This window comes from Pseudomonas sp. Hz4 (assembly GCF_054898165.1).
In genome coordinates, this window is sequence record NZ_CM142719.1 from 1 (window position 1) to 16568 (window position 16568).

A 16568-nucleotide genomic window follows, 5' to 3' on the forward strand; every position below is an offset into this window, starting at 1 on the left:
ATGTCCCGACTCAATCCCCGGCAGCAAGAAGCCGTGAGCTACGTCGGCGGCCCTCTTTTGGTGCTCGCCGGCGCAGGCTCCGGCAAGACCAGCGTGATCACCCGCAAAATTGCGCATCTGATCCAGAACTGCGGCATCCGCGCCCAGTACATTGTCGCCATGACCTTTACCAACAAGGCGGCGCGCGAGATGAAGGAGCGGGTCGGCACCCTGCTCAAGGGCGGCGAGGGTCGCGGCCTGACGGTCTGCACCTTCCACAACCTGGGCCTGAACATCATCCGCAAGGAACATGCACGACTGGGCTACAAACCGGGTTTCTCGATCTTCGACGAGACCGACGTCAAAGCCCTGATGACCGACATCATGCAGAAGGAATACTCGGGCGACGACGGCGTCGACGAGATCAAGAACATGATCGGCTCATGGAAAAACGACCTGATCCTGCCGCCCGAAGCTCTGGAAAACGCACGCAACCCCAAGGAACAGACCGCCGCCATCGTCTACACCCACTATCAGCGCACGCTCAAGGCGTTCAACGCGGTGGACTTCGACGACCTGATCCTGCAGCCGGTAAAGCTGTTCCAGGAACACCCCGACATCCTCGAAAAATGGCAGAACAAAGTCCGCTACCTGCTGGTAGACGAATACCAAGACACCAACGCCAGCCAGTATTTGCTGGTGAAGCTGCTGATCGGCACGCGCAACCAGTTCACCGTGGTCGGTGACGACGACCAGTCGATCTATGCCTGGCGCGGCGCGCGGCCGGAAAACCTGATGCTGCTCAAGGACGATTACCCGTCCCTGAAAGTGGTGATGCTGGAGCAAAACTATCGCTCCACCAGCCGTATCCTGCGCTGCGCCAACGTACTGATCTCGAACAACCCGCATGAATTCGAGAAGCAGCTGTGGAGCGAGATGGGCCACGGCGACGAGATCCGCGTGATCCGTTGCCGCAACGAAGACGCCGAAGCCGAACGCGTGGCGGTCGAACTGCTGACCCTGCATCTGCGCACGGATCGGCCGTACAGCGATTTCGCGATTCTGTATCGCGGTAACTACCAGGCCAAGCTGATCGAACTGAAGCTGCAACACCACCAGATTCCGTATCGCCTGTCCGGTGGCAACAGCTTTTTCGGACGTCAGGAAGTAAAAGACCTGATGGCCTACTTCCGCCTGATCGTGAACCCGGACGACGACAACGCCTTCCTGCGGGTGATCAACGTCCCACGCCGGGAGATCGGTTCGACCACACTGGAAAAGCTTGGCAACTACGCCACCGGGCGAAAAATCTCGATGTACGCCGCCACCGATGAAATCGGTCTGGGCGAGCATCTGGATGCCCGCTTCACTGATCGCCTGTCGCGCTTCAAGCGTTTCATGGACAAGGTCCGCGAGCAGTGCACCGGCGAAGACCCGATCTCGGCGCTGCGCAGCATGGTCATGGACATCGACTACGAGAACTGGCTGCGCACCAACAGCTCCAGCGACAAGGCCGCCGATTACCGCATGGGTAACGTCTGGTTCCTGATCGAGGCGTTGAAGAACACGCTCGAAAAAGACGAAGAAGGCGAGATGACCGTCGAAGACGCCATCGGCAAACTCGTCCTGCGCGACATGCTGGAACGTCAGCAGGAAGAGGAAGACGGCGCCGAAGGTGTGCAGATGATGACCCTGCACGCCTCCAAGGGTCTGGAATTTCCTTACGTGTTCATCATGGGCATGGAAGAGGAAATCCTCCCGCACCGCTCCAGTATCGAAGCCGACACCATCGAAGAAGAACGCCGCCTGGCGTACGTCGGAATTACCCGAGCGCGTCAGACGCTGGCCTTCACCTTCGCTGCCAAGCGTAAGCAATACGGCGAGATCATCGATTGCGCACCGAGCCGCTTCCTCGATGAACTGCCACCGGACGACCTGGCCTGGGAAGGCACCGACGACACACCGGTTGAAGTCAAAGCTGTTCGCGGTAATACCGCATTGGCGGATATACGCGCGATGTTAAAGCGCTAGAATCGACTACTTTTTAACCAGCCTTAGACGCACAGCCGTCCTTAGAGGAAAGCTTCATGGAAGCACTGCACAAGAAAATTCGCGAAGAGGGCATCGTGCTTTCCGACCAGGTCCTGAAAGTCGACGCCTTTCTGAACCACCAGATCGACCCGGCCCTGATGAAGCTGATCGGCGACGAATTCGCCACGCTGTTCAAGGATTCGGGCATCACCAAGATCGTCACCATCGAAGCCTCGGGCATTGCTCCGGCGATCATGACCGGTCTGAACCTTGGCGTGCCGGTGATTTTCGCCCGCAAGCATCAGTCCCTGACCCTGACCGAAAACCTGCTGTCGGCGACCGTTTATTCGTTCACCAAACAGACCGAAAGCACCGTGGCGATCTCCCCCCGCCACCTGACCAGCAGCGATCGCGTGCTGATCATCGATGACTTTTTGGCCAACGGTAAGGCGTCGCAAGCGCTGATCTCGATCATCAAACAGGCCGGCGCTACGGTGGCTGGTTTGGGTATCGTGATCGAGAAGTCGTTCCAGGGCGGCCGTGCGGAACTGGATGCGCAGGGTTATCGCGTTGAATCGTTGGCTCGGGTTCAATCGTTGAAGGATGGCGTTGTAACCTTCATCGAATAACCCTCGCTGATGATCGTTCCCACGCTCCGCGTGGGAATGCCTCAAGGGACGCTCCGCGTTCCAGCTTTCGAATGGGACGCGGAGCGTCCCGGGCTGCATTCCCACGCAGAGCGTGGGAACGATCAGTCACAATCAGGTTTGCGTGGTGGCTTTCAGGCCGGTGAGCAGCAGCCGCTGAAACAAATCCTCTTTCAGCCCTTCCGGGTTGGTCAGCTGCATTCGTTCCAGATGCTCGGGAAACTCGGACGCCTGCGGCGCATCCAGTGCAGCTTTGCCCAGTTCCAGAATCTCCGTGAGCTTGAACTTGCTCTTCAACCAGTTCAGCGCCCGCAACAGGTCCCGCTCTTCAGCGGTGAAATCACAGCCCAACGGATACTCCGGAAACAAATTCGGATGCAGCGCCTGAATCGCCTGCAAACGCTGCGGGCTGTTATCGGTGAACCGTGGATCAATGCGGAAGTTCTTCGGCAGTTTACCAACGTTCTGCGCTTGCTCGATCAACCCCGGCTGGAAACGTGAATCGCTGATGTTCAGCAACGCCTCGATCACTGCCGCATCGGTCTTGCCCCGCAGATCGGCGATGCCGTACTCGGTGACCACGATGTCTCGCAGGTGTCGCGGGATCGTGCAATGGCCGTACTCCCAGACGATGTTCGAACTCACCTCACCGCCCGACTCGCGCCAGCTGCGCAGGAGCAACACCGAACGTGCCCCTTCCAGCGCATGGCCCTGGGCGACGAAGTTGTATTGCCCGCCGACACCGCTGAGCACTCGCCCGTCTTCGAGCTGATCGGCCACGCCTGCGCCTAGCAAGGTCATGGTAAACACGGTGTTGATGAAGCGCGCATCAAGGCGCTGCAAGCGTTTGAGTTCTTCCTGACCATAGAGCTCGTTGATGTAGCTGATGCGGGTCATGTTGAATTCGAGCCGCTTGCTTTGCGGCAGCTCGCGCAGGCGCTCATAGAAACTGCGCGGCCCGAGGAAAAACCCGCCATGCACCGAGATACCGTCAGTCTGCGCGGCTTCGTCCAGCGTGCCGGCATTCGCTTGTTGCTGGGTCGGCACATCGGGGTAGACTTTACGCCGCACAATCCCGGCGTCGGCCAGCACCAGCAAACCGTTGACGAACATTTCGCTGCAACCGTAAAGGCCTTTGGCGAAGGGTTCGACGCCGCCTTCGCGGTCGATGAGTTGCGCCCACTGGCTGAGATTCACGTCCGTCAGCAACGCCTTGTAACCGTCATTGTCAGCCTGCCGCGCCAGCAACGCAGCGGTCAGCGCATCGCCCATGGCACCGATGCCGATCTGCAAGGTGCCGCCATCGCGCACCAGCGTGCTGGCGTGCAGCCCGATGAAGTGATCCTGGAAACCCACCGGCATGTTCGGCGTGGAGAACAGCGTGGTGCTGTCCTTCTCGTCGATCAGCAGGTCAAACGTGTCGATACCGATTTCGGCATCGCCTGGCATGTAAGGCAAATCGTTGTGCACCTGGCCCACCAGCAGGATCGTTTCCCCCGCCGCCCGACGCTTGGCGATCATGGGGAACAGGTCGAGGGTGATGTCCGGGTTGCAGCTCAGGCTCAGGCGGTCGGGATGTTCGCTGTGGCTGGCCACCAACTGCGCCACTATGTTCAAACCGGCGGCGTTGATGTCCCGGGCGGCATGGCTGTAGTTACTGCTGACGTAATCCTGCTGGGCTTGTGTGCTGTGAAGCAGGCTGCCGGGCAGCATGAAGAACTGCTGAACATGGATGTTGGACGGCAGGCTGTCGCGGTGCAGGTCGGCAAGGAAAACCAGTTCCGGATAATCGCCGAAAACCCGCTCGATAAAGGGTTCGAGGAAGCGCTTTTGCAAACCGTCGCCCAAGGAAGGACGGCCCAGGCACAGGGCGGTGTAGATCGTCAGCTGCCGTTCGGGCAACTGCGCAATGCGTTGGAACAGCGCGTTGACGAAGTGGTTGGGTTTGCCCAGACCGAGGGGCAGGCCCATGTGGATATGCGCTGGCAACCGTGCCAATACGTCATCGACCGCCTGCTCGATAGAACACAGCTGCACCATCTGATCCTCCCTTATAGTCCGTGAATGGGGGATTGGACCGAGCTTGCCGGGCCTTTGCTGCAAAGAATAGTCCCAAGGTAAATCGCGGGCACAAAAAAGCCGCTCGCAAGCGGCTTTTTCGCTGAAGACGGAGGCTTATTTCAAGCCGGACATCTTCTGGATGGCGGCCTTGAGATCTGCATCAGAGCAGTCGGCGCAAGTACCTTTAGGCGGCATCGCGTTAAAGCCGGAGATCGCCTTCGCCAGCAAGCCATCAAGGCCGCCTTCTTTCTTGGCGCGGTCGCCCCAGGCTGCAGCATCACCGACTTTCGGCGCGCCCAACAGGCCGGTGCCGTGGCAAGCGTTGCAATGTTTTGCAATCACGGAATCAGGGGTTTTGGCATCACCACCACCCGCCGAAGCAGCGACTTCCATCCCCTTGCACTCTTTACCCTGAACGCAGACCTGGCCGACTGGCTCAAGGCGTTTAGCAATATCGTCGTTGGTCGCAGCTTGTGCGCTGACTGCCCAAAGGGCCAATACGGTTGCTGGTACGGCCAGCATTTTCATAATTAGATTCACGCGTTCACCCTCAATGGTGGCTAGTCACGCCCACGGCCACGGTTCGCAGGCGGGCGCAAGTATAACGGTAAGCCCGCCACACTGAAACAACCCCAAAGTCGAAGGGGTCTTATGCGTGGCGGAAAAACAACTCGGGCACCTGCGTAATGCTGGCGGGACGCCTCTTTTGTTAGAAATTCGCTGGCGTAGCTGCGCTGATTAGTCGCGCCGGCGCATCGAACGGATTACGGAAACGGTGCGGTTTAGTACTTTCAAAGTAGTAGCTGTCGCCGGCTTCGAGCACAAACGTTTCAAGTCCGACCACCAGTTCAAGTCGACCTTCGAGCAGAATCCCGGTTTCCTCACCCTCATGGGTGAGCATCTCGTCACCGGTGTCGGCGCCTGGCGGGTAGATTTCGTTGAGGAACGCGATGGCCCGGCTCGGATGAGCCCTGCCGACCAGCTTCATGGTCACTGCGCCATCGGAAATATCGATCAGCTCGTTGGCTTTGTAGACGATCTGAGTCGGTTTTTCCTGCAGGATCTCTTCGGAAAAGAACTCGACCATGGACATGGGAATCCCGCCCAGAACTTTGCGCAGCGAACTGATCGAGGGGCTGACGCTGTTCTTCTCGATCATCGAAATGGTGCTGTTGGTGACGCCCGCGCGTTTGGCGAGTTCACGCTGGGAAAGTCCTTTCAGCTTACGGATGGATTGCAGTCGTTCACCGACGTCCAAGCTTGCGCCTCCAAGATTCAGGTTGTTGGAATATTGAGCGTTATCATGGCGACAGCGTTCAGTATTTACAACACTTGGACCTGAATCCGGTTCGGCGAAGCGACTTTCGGTCGGAGCGCTTTGCGTCAAGCCCCGGAATAGAGCATTGGCACCCGGCGCAGGTTGCAGAAGATCTGGTAAGGAATCGTGCCCGCGGCCGCCGCCACGTCACTGGCGAGGATATTTTTGCCCCACAACTCGACGGTCGAACCGAGACCGGCTTGCGGCACATCGGTCAGGTCGATGCAGAGCATGTCCATCGACACGCGGCCAATCAACTGGCTGCGCTGCCCGGCAACCATCACAGGCGTACCGGTCGGAGCCTGACGTGGGTAGCCGTCGGCGTAACCCATGGCCACCACACCCACGCGCATCGGTTTCTGGGTGATGAACTTGGCGCCGTAACCGATCGGCTCGCCGGCCGGCAGTTCGCGCACGCAAATCACTTTCGATTCGAGGGTCATCACCGGTTGCAGGCGGGTCGCCACGGCATTGGCTTCTTCGAATGGCGTAGCGCCGTAGAGCATGATGCCCGGGCGCACCCAATCACTGGGAATCTGCGGCCAACCGAGCACTGCCGGCGAGTTGCGCAGGCTGACCTCGGCGGACAAGCCCTGACGCGCCGCTTCGAACACGGCGACCTGTTCGGCACTGGCCTGACTGTGCAGCTCATCGGCCCGGGCGAAGTGGCTCATCAAAACAATCTTCGCAACCTTGCCGCTGGCCAGCAGCCGTTGATAGGCCGCCTGATAATCCTTTGGATGCAAGCCAACCCGATGCATACCCGAGTCGAGCTTGAGCCAGACTGCGATCGGCTTGCTCAGTGCAGCGTTCTCGATGGCTTCGAGCTGCCACAGCGAATGCACCACGCACCAGAAGTCATGCTCAACGATCAGCGACAGCTCATCGGCCTCGAAAAACCCTTCCAGCAACAACACCGGCGCACGAATACCCGCGGCTCGCAGCTCCAGGGCCTCTTCAATGCAAGCCACGGCAAATCCGTCCGCGCAGGCTTCCAGTGCCTGGGCGCAACGCACCGCGCCATGGCCATAAGCATCGGCCTTGATCACCGCGAGGGCCTTGGCCCCCGTGACTTCACGGGCGATTTGGTAGTTGTGACGCAGGGCTTGAAGGTCGATCAGGGCACGGGCAGGACGCATGGCGGCAGACTTCTGGTCGGGTCATTGGGGAAGAAAAACCGGCGCTGGCTGATGGCGTGAACCGCCAGTAGCACCGGGAGAGGGATCTTTCTGACAGGCTTATGGCAGAGCGGCAACAACCGACAGCTCAACCAGTATTTCCGGTTCGCACAGCTTCGACTCAACTGTGGCACGGGCCGGTGCGACGCCTTTTGGCAGCCACTTGTCCCAGACCGCGTTCATGCCTTCAAAGTGTGCATCGATGTCTTTCAAGTAAATCGTCACCGACAGCAGGCGGCTCTTGTCGGTCCCGGCCAAGTCCAGCAAACGCTCGATGTTGGCAAGCGTTTCACGGGTCTGCTGTTCAATCCCGGCGTTCATATCGTCGCCGACCTGCCCTGCCAGATACACGGTACCGCTGTGGACTACGATCTGGCTCATGCGCTCATTGGTGAGCTGGCGCTGGATTGACATGTTTTGCTGACTCCTGAATTTTTTTGCCGTAACGGGAAATATCGAGGCCTTCGGCGCTGATTTGCGGCGTTTTCTTCACCATCAGATCAGCCAGCAAGCGACCGGAACCGCACGCCATGGTCCAACCAAGTGTGCCGTGACCCGTATTCAAAAACAGATTGCTGAACGGCGTAGCACCCACGATCGGCGTGCCGTCCGGGGTGGTCGGACGCAGACCGGTCCAGAAACTTGCCTGGGCCAGATCGCCGCCCTGAGGATAAAGGTCGTTGACGATCATCTCCAGGGTTTCGCGCCGACGCGGGTTCAGCGACAGGTCAAAACCGGCTATTTCAGCCATGCCGCCGACGCGGATGCGGTTGTCAAAACGGGTGATCGCGACCTTGTAGGTCTCATCGAGGATAGTCGAAGTCGGGGCCATCGCCGGGTTGGTGATCGGCACGGTCAGGGAGTAACCCTTGAGCGGATACACCGGAGCCCGGATGCCCAGCGGCTTGAGCAACTGCGGCGAATAGCTGCCCAGTGCCAGTACGTAGCGGTCAGCGGTTTCCAGCTTGCCGTCGATCCATACGCCGTTGACGCGATCACCGGCGTAGTCGAGCCGCTGAATGTCCTGGCCAAAACGGAATTCCACACCGAGTTTCACAGCCATTTCGGCCAGGTGGGTGGTGAAGATCTGGCAGTCGCCAGTTTGATCGTTCGGCAGGCGCAAGGCACCGGCGAGGATGTCGGTGACGCCGGCCAGCGCCGGTTCAACCCGAGCAATGCCAGCGCGGTCGAGCAGTTCGAACGGCACGCCGGACTCTTGCAAAACGGCGATGTCTTTCGCGGCGTTGTCGAGCTGAGCCTGGGTACGGAATAATTGTGTAGTACCGAGGCTGCGGCCTTCGTAGGCAATACCGGTTTCGGCGCGCAATTCGTCGAGGCAGTCACGGCTGTACTCGGACAGACGGACCATGCGCTCCTTGTTCACCGCATAACGGTTGGCAGTGCAGTTGCGCAGCATCTGCGCCATCCACAGGTACTGGTCGATGTCGGCGGTGGCCTTGATTGCCAGAGGCGCGTGGCGCTGCAACAGCCACTTGATGGCTTTGAGCGGAACACCCGGTGCGGCCCATGGCGAGGCATAACCCGGCGACACCTGGCCGGCGTTGGCGAAACTGGTCTCCATGGCAGGGGCTGGCTGACGGTCCACGACCACCACTTCAAACCCGGCTCGAGCCAGATAATAAGCACTGGCGGTACCGATGACGCCGCTACCCAAGACCATAACGCGCATTTTCATATCCTCATCGCGGCTTGCCGCTGACGTTCGTAGTTGTCGAGCATTGATGTGCGCAGTGTAAAAAAGATTAGGCAGTGCTTTTCACTATATAAGTGCCTATATTTGGCGACAATTCTCGGCAAAATCCCTTTTCACGGAGGCGCATCCCCTATGCGTACCAACACTCAAACGAAACGTGAGCTGGACAAGATCGACCGCAACATCTTGCGGATCCTGCAAGCGGACGGGCGCATCTCCTTCACCGAGCTGGGGGAAAAGGTCGGGCTCTCGACCACGCCGTGCACCGAGCGGGTCCGGCGTCTGGAGCGCGAAGGAATCATCATGGGCTACAACGCCCGGCTCAATCCGCAGCACCTCAAGGGCAGTCTTCTGGTGTTTGTCGAGATCAGCCTCGACTACAAATCCGGTGATACTTTCGAAGAGTTCCGACGCGCGGTCCTGAAGCTCCCCCATGTGCTGGAGTGCCACCTGGTGTCAGGGGATTTCGACTATCTGGTGAAGGCGCGGATTTCCGAGATGGCCTCGTACCGCAAACTGCTGGGCGACATCCTGCTCAAGTTGCCGCATGTGCGCGAATCCAAGAGCTATATCGTGATGGAAGAAGTGAAAGAGAGCCTGAATCTGCCGATTCCGGATTGAGCCCACGATCAAACGAGGACTTGCCGAGTGCTGGCCATGTACTCGTGAATTTGCTTCTCGACCCGCGGATGAATCAGCTCCACCGGTCCCCGCCCATTCGGACAAGGCAACGTCTTGGTGGTGCCGAACAGCCGACAGATCAGCGGCCGCTCGTCATACACGGTGCAGCCGTTGGGCCCCAAGTGGACGCAATTGAGTTCATCCATCGCGGCGTCCTGCTCGGCCCGGGTCTTGCGCGGCAGGCGAGACATTTCTTCCGGTGAGGTGGTCACCGGTCCACAGCAGTCATGGCAGCCGGGCACGCACTCGAACGAGGGAATCTGCTGCCGTAGCGTGCGAATTTTCTGACTGTTGCAGCTCATCGAAGCGGTGACCAAAAGCGGAATAGAGCGCGATTCTGACGCAAAAGCCCCAATCCAGACAGCACCGACCGACCAGTGTTGCCCGCGTCCGAAGGTCCGGCTTATGCTCCGTCAAATTTTCTAAACACAAGAATCAGGAACACGCACATGAATGCCCGTGCTCAGCAACCTGCCCCGAATCATCAGCACCCTGCCTCTTATTACGCCGCCAGCAGCCTGCCACAGCCCGATCGTCCGGTGCTCACAGGCGATTTGATGGCTGACGTGTGCGTGGTCGGTGGCGGGTTCTCCGGGTTGAATACGGCGCTCGAACTGGCCGAACGCGGCCTCAGCGTGATCCTGCTCGAAGCCCACAAAATCGGTTGGGGCGCCAGCGGACGCAATGGCGGGCAATTGATTCGTGGCGTCGGTCATGGCCTCGATCAGTTCGCTAACGTGGTCGGTGCGGACGGCGTGCGTCAGATGAAACTCATGGGCCTGGAAGCGGTTGAAATCGTCCGACAGCGGGTCGAGCGTTTTCAGATCGCTTGCGACCTGACTTGGGGCTACTGCGACCTGGCCAACAAGCCCCGCGACCTCGAAGGCTTTGCCGAAGACGCCGAAGCGCTGCGCGGCCTCGGTTATCGTTACGAAACCCGTCTGCTGCAAGCCAACGAAATGCACTCCGTGGTGGGGTCCGACCGCTACGTCGGCGGTTTGATCGACATGGGCTCGGGGCATCTGCATCCGCTGAACCTGGCTCTGGGCGAAGCGGCCGCCGCCCAGCAGTTGGGGGTGAAGCTGTTCGAACAATCGGCGGTCACCCGCATCGATTATGGCCCCGAGGTCAAGGTCCATACCGCCCAGGGCTCGGTTCGCGCCAAGACGCTGGTGCTGGGCTGCAACGCCTACCTCAATGAACTCAATCCCGAGCTCAGCGGCAAAGTGCTGCCCGCCGGCAGCTACATCATCGCCACCGAACCCTTGAGTGAAGAGCTGGCTCACTCGCTACTGCCGCAGAATATGGCGGTCTGCGATCAACGGGTGGCGCTGGATTACTACCGACTCTCGGCGGACCGACGCTTGCTGTTTGGCGGCGCCTGTCATTATTCAGGTCGCGACCCGAAGGACATCGCCGCGTACATGCAGCCGAAGATGCTGGAAGTTTTCCCGCAACTGGCCGGCGTGAAGATCGATTTTCAATGGGGCGGGATGATCGGCATCGGCGCCAATCGCCTGCCGCAGATCGGGCGGTTAAAGGATCAGCCGAACGTGTATTACGCCCAGGCTTATTCCGGTCATGGCGTGAATGCCACACACCTCGCGGGGCAACTGTTGGCTGAGGCTATCAGTGGTCAGCACAGTGGAGGCTTTGATCTGTTTGCCAAGGTGCCACATATCACCTTCCCGGGTGGTAAGCATTTGCGTTCGCCGTTGCTAGCGTTGGGAATGCTTTGGCATCGGCTTAAAGAGTTGGTCTGAGAATATGCCTGTGTTTCTTAGGGCCCAATCGCGAGCAAGCTCGCTCCCACAGTGAATTTGTGAACGACACAGATCACCTGTGGGAGCGAGCTTGCTCGCGATTGGGCCGGGAGAACACCACAGGACTCAGATCCGCCAAAAGGGTTTAAGCCCCTCCTCCCGGGCCGCTTCCCGATTCAACCCAACATCCCTGAGCTGCTCGGGCGTCAGCTCCAGCAACGCCTTGCGCGTGTGCAGACGATGCCAGAACAGACCCCAGCGACTCAGGCCGGACGGTGCGTTGCGCATGACCGCCTCGCATGCGCCGTTGTTTTGCCCTGCCGCCAGTTCCTGACTGTGTAATGTCAGCCGCACATCGCTCAAGCCGTTCATTTTGATTGCTCCTGTTTACTTGGGTAGCCAGAGCTTTCATGATGCGCGGACGACAAAAAGCATTACAGATTCAATGCCGTTGTATTAGTTCCATACAGATTTGCAGTATTGACCTCTGAATCGCTGATTTTTACCCCATCTGTACTGGTCAGCCCAACTACCCTACCGAGACTGCACCATGACCCTTTACGTCAACCTCGCCGAATTGCTCGGCACGCGTATCGAACAGGGCTTCTATCGCCCCGGTGACCGGTTGCCGTCGGTGCGGGCGTTGAGTGTCGAACACGGGGTCAGCCTGAGCACCGTGCAGCAGGCTTATCGGGTGTTGGAAGACAGCGGGCTGGCGACACCGAAACCGAAATCCGGGTACTTCGTGCCGGTCAGCCGTGAGCTGCCGGAACTGCCCGCCGTTGGCCGTCCGGCTCAACGCCCGGTGGACATCTCCCAGTGGGATCAGGTGCTGGAGTTGATTCGCGCAGTGCCACGCAAAGACGTGGTGCAGCTGGGCCGCGGCATGCCGGACATCACCTCGCCAACCATGAAGCCGCTGCTGCGCGGGCTGGCGCAGATCAGTCGGCGCCAGGACATGCCCGGCCTGTATTACGACAACATCCATGGCAATCTTGAACTGCGCGAACAGATTGCCCGCCTGATGCTCGATTCCGGTTGCCAGTTGAGCGCCGCAGACTTGGTGGTGACCACCGGTTGCCACGAAGCACTCTCCACCAGCATCCGCTCCATCTGTGAACCCGGCGACATCGTCGCGGTGGATTCGCCGAGCTTTCACGGCGCCATGCAGACCCTCAAGGGCCTGGGCATGAAAGCCCTGGAAATCCCCACCGACCCGATCACCGGTATCAGCCTTGATGCGCTGGAACTGGCCTTGGAACAATGGCCGATCAAGGCCATACAGTTGACGCCCAACTGCAACAACCCTTTGGGCTACATCATGCCGGAGTCGCGAAAACGTGCGTTGTTGACACTCGCACAGCGCTTCGACGTGGCGATCATCGAGGACGATGTGTATGGCGAACTGGCCTACAACTACCCGCGTCCACGCACGATCAAATCCTTCGACGAAGACGGCCGCGTCCTGCTGTGCAGTTCCTTTTCCAAGACCCTGGCGCCAGGGCTGCGTATCGGTTGGGTGGCACCGGGACGTTATCTGGAGCGGGTGTTGCACATGAAATACATCAGCACCGGCTCTACGGCGCCGCAACCGCAGATCGCGATTGCCGAATTTCTCAAGGCCGGGCACTTCGAACCGCATTTGCGGCGGATACGCACCCAATACCAGCGCAATCGCGACGTAATGATCGATTGGGTCAGCCGCTATTTTCCGCCCGGTACCCGCGCCAGTCGCCCGCAGGGCAGCTTCATGCTCTGGGTTGAGCTGCCGGAGGGCTTCGACACCCTGAAACTGAATCGTGCGCTGCACGATCAAGGCGTACAGATTGCCGTCGGCAGCATTTTTTCCGCCTCGGGCAAATACCGCAATTGCCTGCGCATAAACTACGCTGCCAAGCCCACACCGCAGATTGAAGACGCGGTACGCAAGGTTGGCACTGCGGCGATCAAACTGTTGGCCGAGACTCCCACGGACTGAGGAAGTCCTACCCCGCCCGGCAAACTACCTCGACGGTGGCGTAAGGCAAGGACGATTCGGGAAGCCCGGCGGTGTCGAGTTCAAGATGACAGGGTCGATTATCAGGCAGCATCACTTGCAGTCGAACTTCGTCAGGCGCATCGGCCAGGTACACCAGGCCGGCGTCCACCACGCTGGTCAGGTACTCGCCCTGGTTGCCATGAACCGATGCGCCTTTGGGCACCCAGTCGCCCTCGGCCGTACGCACATGCAGCATCAAACGACGCACCGAACTCACGCTGAAGTCCAGTCGCGGTACTGCGCCACGTCCGGCTTCGACTTCTTGATAGCCGTTGAGCACGTCCAAGTGACGCGGCAGGCTGACGGTGTCGATTTCGATACGACTGGTTTGGTAGGCCGGCAGGCTCGCCGCCACCGCCCGCCCGCCGCCATCGGTCCAGACCGGGCCTTGTGGCGTGCTGACTTTGACCCCGGCAGCATCGCCGACTTTGAGCAGGCCAAAGGTGTCACGCAACGGATAGGGTGACGGCGTCAGCCCTTCTTCATGGATCGCCAGGCCGCCGCGTAACGTGAGGTCGTAACTGTTGGCGCCAACGCCACTGCGCGAATAACCGAGGTCAACGCTGGTGTAACGGGGCAAGGCATTGAGGCGCCCGTTGAAATCCGTCTGACCACTGTCTGAACGGTCTGCACCGAGGCTGTAGCCCAGGGTATCGCTGATCTGTTCGGTATAACGGGCGCCGGTGCGCAGTCCGCTTCGCTCATCATGGCGCCCGTAGGTATTGAGGCTTCGGTTGCGCCCAAGGGGCAGACTGAGGCTGGCATAGAGGCCCGTGCCACGGGCGTCGTCACCGCTGTCGCGCTGCAAACTCAACGACAGGTTTGCACCACTGAACGCCCGTGACCACGAGGTGCTGACGCGCGAACGGTCCTGCCCGCCCCCCACGGCATACCGCGTCAGCGATCCGGAAAACGCTCCCCACAACGGATCGGAATGGCTCAACGACGCACCCCACTGGCGCTCAGAGCGACTATCGATGTCATCGGCAACAGACGCCAGTCCGGTGTCGGCCAGGTGTTGAAACCCTTGACTGCGCTGACTCGCCGTCAGGCTGGCGGACAACCCGGGACCCAATGCCGTGCTGAACATGGCTTGCAGCTCTCGGCCCTGACCGCTTTGTGGCGTTCGCGAACTCAGCTGCTGGAAACTCACCACTGAACTTCGCGTCAGCGCTTGCTGCACGCCCCAACCCAAGGATTGGTATTGACCAGCGCCCATCAACCCGCCACTCAACTGAGTCGCAGACCCCCACTGCCAGTCCTTGCTCACGGCAAAGAATGACGGCGCATCGCGCTCATCTCCGTCAAACCGTCGGACCTTGCCTGCCGCTATGCCATAGCCCGGCAACGTCCCGACGCTGACGGGGCGTACGTTGGCCGCCGGTACGCGGAAATCGCGCTGTTCGCCGCTCTCTTCGAAGACGCTGACCTCAAGGTCCAGTCGATTGCTGAGCAACGGCAAGTCGCGCAGAGTGAACGGCCCGCTGGGGACGAGGGTGGTGTAGATCACCACGCCACTCTGGCGCACCTCGACCCGCGCCGGCGAATAAGCCAGCCCTTGCACCGCCGTCCCGGCCCCCAGGCCTTCGCCATTGCGAAACGCGAGGGCCGTTTCCGGGAGGATCTGAAGGCCGGTGAACGCTTCCCCGGCAAACAGCGACGAACGCATGTTGAGCTGGCCCAGTTGCACGTTGGCCTGAAACCGCTCCCAGGTTCGCGAGGCCTGGGTATAAAGCGTTTCAAAACGCTCTACGCCCTGAAACGAGGTGTAGTTTTGCCGGCTGCGCACCACCCAATCGCCGGCGTTGAAGCCCAACTCGGTGCCAAGACTGCGAAACTGGCTGGATTGCCCGGAGGCAGAACTGGTGAGCATCAGCGCGTCGTAGTTGAGCAACCCGGCCATACCGCCCGAGGCCCAGGTTCGCGGCGGCGGCGCTGACGGGAGCAGCAGGTCGGTTGGCACCAACAGCTGCACTTGTTGTTTGCCCGGGGCTAGCTGTACCTGCACCCCCGCCAGACCATCAATGGCCCTTAAACACTGCGCACTGTCGGCGCTTGAGGGCAGATCCGATGGCGCGGCAATCCCGGCCTGATCAAGCAGATTTGAATCGAAGCATAATTGCCCGTCCGCATCGAAGGTCGCCACGACGTGTCCCGAAGGTGCGCCATTGACCCGCAGCGCCACTCGATTGCGCCCTGCCGAAAAGCGTGGCGCGCGACCAAAGTACTCCCCGACTTTCGGATCAATGCCACGTGCCTTGAGTACTGACTGGTCGAACTCGGTGGGTGCCTCACCCCAGGCGTTATCCATCGCCAACATGACCAGGGCAACGCCACCCACCAGACTCCAACCGCTGCCATGACTCACTACTGCAAACTCAGCGGCGCATCGTAGTTGCCGACGGCAAACCCATAGGTTGTCGCGGGAAATAGCCGTACATGGGTAGCCAGGATCGACGGCGCACTGAGGCTCAGCACCTCTCCTGGCAGGATATAGGTGCGCCCCAGGTCCAGCGTCGCGCCACCAGGAATCAGGTTCACTGACCTGGCCAGCCGTACCACATAGGGACTGGGATTGCTGACCCGCACTTGATTGCCGGCGCCCGTCCAGACCAACCGTTTCCAGGGCATGCGCTCTACCGGGAGATTGGCCGGACGCAGGATGACCGGGATGTTCTGCCGGATCCCGAGGCTGACGTGGGCATCACTCGCATTCTGCCGAGGCTTGATGCCTTCCAGCACCACACGCTTGAGCCGTTCGGTTTCCAGGGGTTTGGCACTACGCAGGATGAATCGCACTTGCTGGCTCTGACCCGGTTCGACGCGTGCCACCGGCGGGTTCAGCAACAACAGAGGTTCATTGTCCTCGGCGATATGTTCGATGGAGCTGTACAGCAACGCCGGTTGGTCGTCCGAGTTCCTGACGTTCAGGGTCGCCTCGCCCAACGCCTGGTCGATGACCACCACCGGCGTCTCGGGGATCATTCCGGCGGCATGCGAGCTCGGATTCGTGAACGACAGGCACAACGCGGCGCCGGCGCCGAGCACCTTGAAGGATTTAAAGGGGTACATGAAAGTCTCCAGAAGGCATCGACCGATGCTGTTAAACACAGCGCCAGCCGATACCCGGTGATGCAATGACGCCTGTCGATGACGGT

The 16568-nt window shown here is 60.0% G+C and carries 15 protein-coding genes; 5 read left to right on the plus strand and 10 right to left on the minus strand.

Annotated elements, in window-relative coordinates; genetic code table 11:
• Both rep and ACYZTR_RS00010 read left to right on the plus strand, forming a co-directional pair.
• Positions 1–2010 carry a DNA helicase Rep gene (rep, locus tag ACYZTR_RS00005; RefSeq protein WP_461975404.1) on the plus strand — a complete coding sequence of 670 codons (2010 nt, stop codon included), beginning with the start codon at positions 1–3 and terminating at the stop codon, positions 2008–2010.
• A gap of 56 nt (positions 2011–2066) precedes the next feature.
• Positions 2067–2639: a xanthine phosphoribosyltransferase gene (locus tag ACYZTR_RS00010; protein WP_007934646.1), complete on the plus strand. Its 573-nt coding sequence runs from the start codon at positions 2067–2069 to the stop codon at positions 2637–2639.
• A 132-nt stretch (positions 2640–2771) separates the two neighbouring features.
• On the opposite strand, the gene ACYZTR_RS00015 is transcribed toward ACYZTR_RS00010, so the two are convergent.
• The 6 genes from ACYZTR_RS00015 to dadA form a co-directional block, all read right to left on the minus strand.
• Positions 2772–4697, minus strand: coding sequence for an acetyl-CoA hydrolase/transferase C-terminal domain-containing protein (locus ACYZTR_RS00015; protein WP_461975406.1), 1926 nt, complete (start codon positions 4695–4697; stop codon positions 2772–2774).
• 135 nt (positions 4698–4832) lie between these two features.
• Positions 4833–5258 (minus strand): c-type cytochrome, encoded by a 426-nt coding sequence (locus ACYZTR_RS00020; RefSeq protein ID WP_461975408.1) that lies wholly within the window; start codon positions 5256–5258, stop codon positions 4833–4835.
• 169 nt (positions 5259–5427) lie between these two features.
• On the minus strand, positions 5428–5976 hold the full coding sequence (locus tag ACYZTR_RS00025) for a cupin domain-containing protein (RefSeq protein WP_008150195.1): 549 nt from the start codon (positions 5974–5976) through the stop codon (positions 5428–5430).
• 125 nt (positions 5977–6101) lie between these two features.
• Positions 6102–7175, minus strand: coding sequence for an alanine racemase (gene alr / locus ACYZTR_RS00030; protein WP_461975410.1), 1074 nt, complete (start codon positions 7173–7175; stop codon positions 6102–6104).
• 99 nt (positions 7176–7274) lie between these two features.
• Positions 7275–7628: a RidA family protein gene (locus ACYZTR_RS00035; protein ID WP_008150191.1), complete on the minus strand. Its 354-nt coding sequence runs from the start codon at positions 7626–7628 to the stop codon at positions 7275–7277.
• A complete protein-coding gene (gene dadA / locus ACYZTR_RS00040) occupies positions 7600–8904 on the minus strand; it encodes a D-amino acid dehydrogenase (protein ID WP_461975413.1) in 1305 nt (434 codons plus the stop codon). The genes ACYZTR_RS00035 and dadA overlap by 29 nt, the downstream gene beginning before the upstream one ends.
• Before the next feature lie 156 nt (positions 8905–9060).
• Between dadA and ACYZTR_RS00045 the strand changes: the two genes are divergently transcribed.
• Positions 9061–9549 carry an Lrp/AsnC ligand binding domain-containing protein gene (locus tag ACYZTR_RS00045; protein ID WP_003206849.1) on the plus strand — a complete coding sequence of 163 codons (489 nt, stop codon included), beginning with the start codon at positions 9061–9063 and terminating at the stop codon, positions 9547–9549.
• An 8-nt stretch (positions 9550–9557) separates the two neighbouring features.
• On the opposite strand, the gene ACYZTR_RS00050 is transcribed toward ACYZTR_RS00045, so the two are convergent.
• A complete protein-coding gene (locus ACYZTR_RS00050; protein ID WP_007947437.1) occupies positions 9558–9911 on the minus strand; it encodes a YkgJ family cysteine cluster protein in 354 nt (117 codons plus the stop codon).
• 147 nt (positions 9912–10058) lie between these two features.
• Here ACYZTR_RS00050 and ACYZTR_RS00055 point away from each other — a divergent pair, with 147 nt between their 5' ends.
• The gene (locus ACYZTR_RS00055; RefSeq protein ID WP_461975416.1) at positions 10059–11372 is read left to right on the plus strand and encodes an NAD(P)/FAD-dependent oxidoreductase; all 1314 of its coding nucleotides are present in this window, start codon (positions 10059–10061) and stop codon (positions 11370–11372) included.
• 126 nt (positions 11373–11498) lie between these two features.
• On the opposite strand, the gene ACYZTR_RS00060 is transcribed toward ACYZTR_RS00055, so the two are convergent.
• Positions 11499–11744, minus strand: a complete 246-nt coding sequence (locus tag ACYZTR_RS00060; RefSeq protein ID WP_461975418.1) for a DUF1127 domain-containing protein — start codon at positions 11742–11744, stop codon at positions 11499–11501.
• A 178-nt stretch (positions 11745–11922) separates the two neighbouring features.
• Between ACYZTR_RS00060 and ACYZTR_RS00065 the strand changes: the two genes are divergently transcribed.
• Positions 11923–13350, plus strand: coding sequence for an aminotransferase-like domain-containing protein (locus tag ACYZTR_RS00065; RefSeq protein WP_461975420.1), 1428 nt, complete (start codon positions 11923–11925; stop codon positions 13348–13350).
• A 7-nt stretch (positions 13351–13357) separates the two neighbouring features.
• On the opposite strand, the gene ACYZTR_RS00070 is transcribed toward ACYZTR_RS00065, so the two are convergent.
• Together ACYZTR_RS00070 and ACYZTR_RS00075 are read right to left on the minus strand one after the other, a co-directional pair.
• Positions 13358–15778 (minus strand): fimbria/pilus outer membrane usher protein, encoded by a 2421-nt coding sequence (locus ACYZTR_RS00070; protein ID WP_461975422.1) that lies wholly within the window; start codon positions 15776–15778, stop codon positions 13358–13360.
• Complete coding sequence (locus ACYZTR_RS00075; protein WP_461975424.1) at positions 15778–16482, minus strand: fimbria/pilus chaperone family protein; 705 nt, start codon at positions 16480–16482, stop codon at positions 15778–15780. The genes ACYZTR_RS00070 and ACYZTR_RS00075 overlap by 1 nt, the downstream gene beginning before the upstream one ends.
• Positions 16483–16568: the final 86 nt, after the last annotated feature.